The organism is Escherichia sp. E1V33 (assembly GCF_004211955.1).
Lineage (GTDB): Bacteria > Pseudomonadota > Gammaproteobacteria > Enterobacterales > Enterobacteriaceae > Escherichia.
In genome coordinates this window covers 1-2,006 of the sequence record NZ_RHJI01000061.1, presented here as the reverse complement: position 1 = coordinate 2,006, position 2,006 = coordinate 1, and the positions used below count along the sequence as shown (strand labels likewise).

The 2,006-nt window shown below is 55.9% G+C and carries 5 protein-coding genes and 1 pseudogene; all 6 read right to left on the bottom strand.

Annotation, left to right across the window (positions count from 1 at the left end):
• A pseudogene (locus tag D9742_RS23640) lies at positions 1-111 on the bottom strand (baseplate assembly protein); the annotation flags it as partial.
• Positions 108-686 (bottom strand): phage baseplate assembly protein V, encoded by a 579-nt coding sequence (locus D9742_RS23050; protein WP_130238349.1) that lies wholly within the window; start codon positions 684-686, stop codon positions 108-110. The pseudogene D9742_RS23640 and the gene D9742_RS23050, both read right to left, overlap by 4 nt.
• Positions 687-754: 68 nt before the next feature.
• On the bottom strand, positions 755-1,201 hold the full coding sequence (locus tag D9742_RS23045) for a phage virion morphogenesis protein (protein ID WP_000829119.1): 447 nt from the start codon (positions 1,199-1,201) through the stop codon (positions 755-757).
• Positions 1,194-1,625 (bottom strand): phage tail protein, encoded by a 432-nt coding sequence (locus tag D9742_RS23040; protein ID WP_130238348.1) that lies wholly within the window; start codon positions 1,623-1,625, stop codon positions 1,194-1,196. Before D9742_RS23040 ends, D9742_RS23045 begins: the two co-directional genes overlap by 8 nt.
• Complete coding sequence (lysC, locus tag D9742_RS23635) at positions 1,591-1,836, bottom strand: Rz1-like lysis system protein LysC (protein ID WP_233597617.1); 246 nt, start codon at positions 1,834-1,836, stop codon at positions 1,591-1,593. Before lysC ends, D9742_RS23040 begins: the two co-directional genes overlap by 35 nt.
• On the bottom strand, positions 1,721-2,006 hold a 286-nt coding region (lysB, locus tag D9742_RS23030), incomplete at its 5' end, for an Rz-like lysis system protein LysB (protein WP_130238346.1). The genes lysB and lysC, both read right to left, overlap by 116 nt.

Genomic DNA, 2,006 nt, shown 5'->3' with positions numbered 1-2,006 from the left:
AATGCGGCTACCCTGTGGCGTGATGAGTATGTCTTTAACAGACTGATTGAGGTGCTCAATATCGGTAATGGCCTTGCCCGTTGCGCTGTTCATGCCGTAATACATCGTCATACCGGACCTCCCGATGTGTCGCCGCCAGACTTCACTTTATTGTGCGCGTGGTCATCCACCACGATCTCGTTGGAACTCATCGGGCCGCCGCCCTGAGTCACACCACCGTTGATCACCACCTCACTGTTAATACGGGTGGTGTCGGCTTCCACGATAAACTCCCCGGTTTTGAAGGTGACGTTATCCACCGCCTCGATCACCATGGATTTAATACCCCGAACGTACCAGCGCCCGGTTTCGGGGTCGTACTCAAACCAGCCGCCGTCCGGGTATTCCGTCACGTTGCCGTCCTCAGACTTGGACGGCGGCGGAAACTGGTTTGAATAGACGGCAGGCAGGGCAAAGGCGGTTTCCAGATTGCCGCCCAGGCTGAATAGCACAACCTGCTCCCCCACAGACGGTTTCCACCAGGTGCGCGAGTTGCCCGCGCGCAGCGTCAGCCAGTTAATCCAGTTGGTTTCAAGGTCGCCCGTTTTCACCCGACAAAGCCAGTTTTCCCGGTCCACTTCGGTGACTACACCTGTGCGGATCAGATTGGTGATAAGGCGCATGATTTCTGTTAATTGTGCGTTCATAGGGAAAGGTTGCCATCAGGGGAAGAAAGGCGGCAGTGCTGCAACTTGTATCAGTGCTGATACAAAGATCACCCCGCCAGCCATTGCAGAATCATGTCACGGGTCATTGCCTCAACATCATCATTTACACCCAGCAGGCGACGCTCTGCGTAACGGACCTCCGGTCCCTTACGACTGACGCGATCGCGCAGGCCGTAGTGATGAACACGGGCAATGCGCTGTACCTTGCCTTCAAACTGGACGCTGGCAGAGTCGGCGCTGGCGGCAGTTTTCAGGTATTTTGTGGTGCGCAGCTTTGCAAACATCTGGCGTTTGATGCGTCCCTTCTTGCTGCGTGCAGTTACCCGTCGCGGTTCATAGCTGCTGCCATCTGGATTACGCTGCATCCTGATGTTCTGCTGCTGTGTCCGGCGCAGTTCCTGCGCCAGCTGGCGCATCATGCGGCTTCTTGCGGCTGGCTCCAGATTCGCCAATAATGCACTCAGCCAGTCGTCCACCTTCTGCAGTTCAGCCACGTTTCACCGTCCACATTTCTTCAGGTTCATCGGGTTCCGCTACCGCTTCAACACTCGACACACTGCCGTCAGTGCTGACCAGCACACGCTCCGTCAGTTGCAGGTTGAGGCTGATATCACAGACATCGTTGCGCAGAATATCCACCTCAAAGGTGAATAACTTTTCCCGTAAAGCTGGATTATTGATGGCATCGGGCTGGTTATCACGCAGCCACAGCAAAACCGGGGCCATCAGCAGATTCTGGTCGCCGCTGAAATCCTCAATCACCACGTTCAGGGTGTAGCGGTACTCCCATGACATGGAGCTGGCCCCCGTGGCAACCAGCGAACCGTTATCCACAAACAGATGCAGTTTGTCCGGGTTATTACGGACATAAGGCACTGCTTTATTAAGGGAGTGGCGCAGGGATTGTGGTTTGTTCACTGTTTCGCTCCTGACACGCAATAATCATGTCCACTTTGTCTGCACAGACCGCCCAGGCGGCCTCCGTTTCATCCAGCAACGCGTTCAGATCACCGTTAGTGCGCGGCGTTGCCTGATCCAGCCGACACGGCGTCACCCGCGGACAACCACTGACGGTAAGCTGCACCTCCGGTGAGTGTCGGACGTTCCCGCAGCCGGATAATGTCAGCAGGCAAAGGAGTATCAGCCCAGCGGCGTAAATCCTCGTTCTCACGTTTCAGTTCCTCGATCCGGTGTTGTCGTTGTCTCAGCAGCGCGCTGGTCTGTTCTGCGTCGGCATAGAGCCGCGCCTGCTCCCGGTTATTGGTTTCAGTCAGAATGGACAGGCTGATAAGCTGGCTG